General features: G+C 64.1%; 3 protein-coding genes and 1 pseudogene. All 4 read right to left on the bottom strand.

Features of this window, described 5'->3' with window-relative positions:
* Nucleotides 1-273, bottom strand: a pseudogene (locus tag ARC63_RS02585) (hypothetical protein); the annotation flags it as partial.
* Complete coding sequence (locus tag ARC63_RS02580) at nucleotides 257-478, bottom strand: hypothetical protein (protein ID WP_343123821.1); 222 nt, start codon at nucleotides 476-478, stop codon at nucleotides 257-259. The pseudogene ARC63_RS02585 and the gene ARC63_RS02580, both read right to left, overlap by 17 nt.
* Nucleotides 479-480: 2 nt before the next feature.
* Complete coding sequence (locus ARC63_RS23065; RefSeq protein WP_139042361.1) at nucleotides 481-912, bottom strand: hypothetical protein; 432 nt, start codon at nucleotides 910-912, stop codon at nucleotides 481-483.
* The coding region (locus ARC63_RS02570; protein WP_057502448.1) for a phage BR0599 family protein at nucleotides 909-1,681 on the bottom strand (773 nt) is incomplete at its 5' end. The genes ARC63_RS02570 and ARC63_RS23065, both read right to left, overlap by 4 nt.

Here is a 1,681-nt window from a genome sequence, read left to right as displayed (position 1 = left end):
ACCGAGATTCGGCGGAAGCCACGGATTGAGCTGCTGGTCCTCGCGGCCGAACATGATCTCAGCCTCGCCCTCGATGCCGCCTTGCTCATCCTCACCGCCGAACAGGTTCTCGGCGTGAATCCAGATCGACCCGTTGGACGTGACGGAGCCAGCCCATGCCGTTGCATCATCCACGTCCCACTGCACGAACTCATCCACCGGCCCCTGACACAGGCCGAACAGCAGCTTGAGCTTGTACCAGTAACCAACGGTCTTCTTACCTCCGCCGCCCATCGCTGGCCTCCATTCGCTGAGCGTGCGCAACCAATGCCAGGGCCAGGCCATCACCTGTAGCGACCAGCCGCTCGGCCTCGATGCCCTCCTTGCGGAAAGCATTCCAATCCAGCCCATGCGCGGCAAACCAATCCCGACCGCCACGCGAGCAGAAGCCTGGCTTGTTGCCGAAGCCCGGAATCGTGCGCATGTGCTCAAGGGTCACGATCACTTCTTGCCCCCCTTGCGGATCTTGTCGGTACCCGCCGACCGCCACGCCAGCACCTGCGGCTCGGAGATCCGCACCGTTCCATAGATGCGCTTCACGGCGGTGCCTTCCTCGGTGGTGGGAATATCGGGCGTCTGCACTTCCGGCTTGGTCTGGTTCGTCCGGGCGAGCAGCGCACTGACCAGCATCGCCACGATCATGATGATCAGCTGCACCCACCACACAAAGGCCTGCTGTGGCTGGCCCTGCGGGAAAGGAGAACGAAAGTGGTCGACCAGGAAGGCAAGGCCGGCCAGCGCCAGAACAAGTGCGGTGGCCCTACGCGCAAGAGCGCCGGATTCCGTGTCATGCCACCAGTACCGAAATCGCCACCCGTACACGTACAGAAGCCGGTGCAGGCCGCGCCGAGGCTGTTGTCGATCAGTGTTCACCATGAGATCCGGTGTCCGTCAAAAGGGTTCTCCACGTTCAACTGCGGCTGGCCGCCATAGTTGGGCGTGTTCTGGAAGTAGCTGCCGCAGTCGGCGAACGTGTGTGCACACCCAGGCGCGACCGTGACCGTCAGGCCCGCAGACAGTTCAGGTCCGGGGTAATTGAGGGTGATGGTGTCGCCGGCGTGCGAGTTGATCGTCCGCGTCTCCGCCAGGCCGTTGCTGCGCTCCCAGACCATGACCCCGCCTTCCAGGCGACCAGCGGGGAACGCGGCAAACGCAGCTGAGCGCAAGGTGGCGCCGCCGGCGTAAGCCAGCACGGCCTCCACGGCGTGATCCGGCATCGCCACCCCGCACCGATACAGCGCCTTCCAGCAGCCCCGAGTGAACCGGCCCGTATTGCCCCGGAAACCCTTGCCTGCGTTGTTCCGCTCACAGGTCAGGGTCAGAGTGGTGTCAGTGAAGCGCGGTGATACCACCTGGCCCGTCCACTCGATCACCGCCTGCAGGTCCGGGTCGTTGCTGTGGACCTTCATGCACACAACGGAAACCCGGCCGCTGGGCGCGTATGGCCGGAAGATGCGGCCAAACTCCTGCGTGACCGGCAGCTCGGCAGCGGCCGGATTCAACAGGAACGGCATCTTGATGGTCAGCTTGTTCTGCGATCGCTCGCTGGTTTCATTCACAGCACTGCGCTCGATGCCGGGCGCCGAGCGATAGAGCCTTGCACCATCCCCACTACCGATCGTCATGTCGCGCGCGCCGGATG

Origin of the sequence: Stenotrophomonas geniculata ATCC 19374 = JCM 13324, assembly GCF_001431625.1 — a bacterium.
GTDB classification, from domain to species: domain Bacteria; phylum Pseudomonadota; class Gammaproteobacteria; order Xanthomonadales; family Xanthomonadaceae; genus Stenotrophomonas; species Stenotrophomonas geniculata.
Note: the sequence above shows the minus strand (reverse complement) of the source record. Positions and strands in the feature narration are given on the sequence as shown.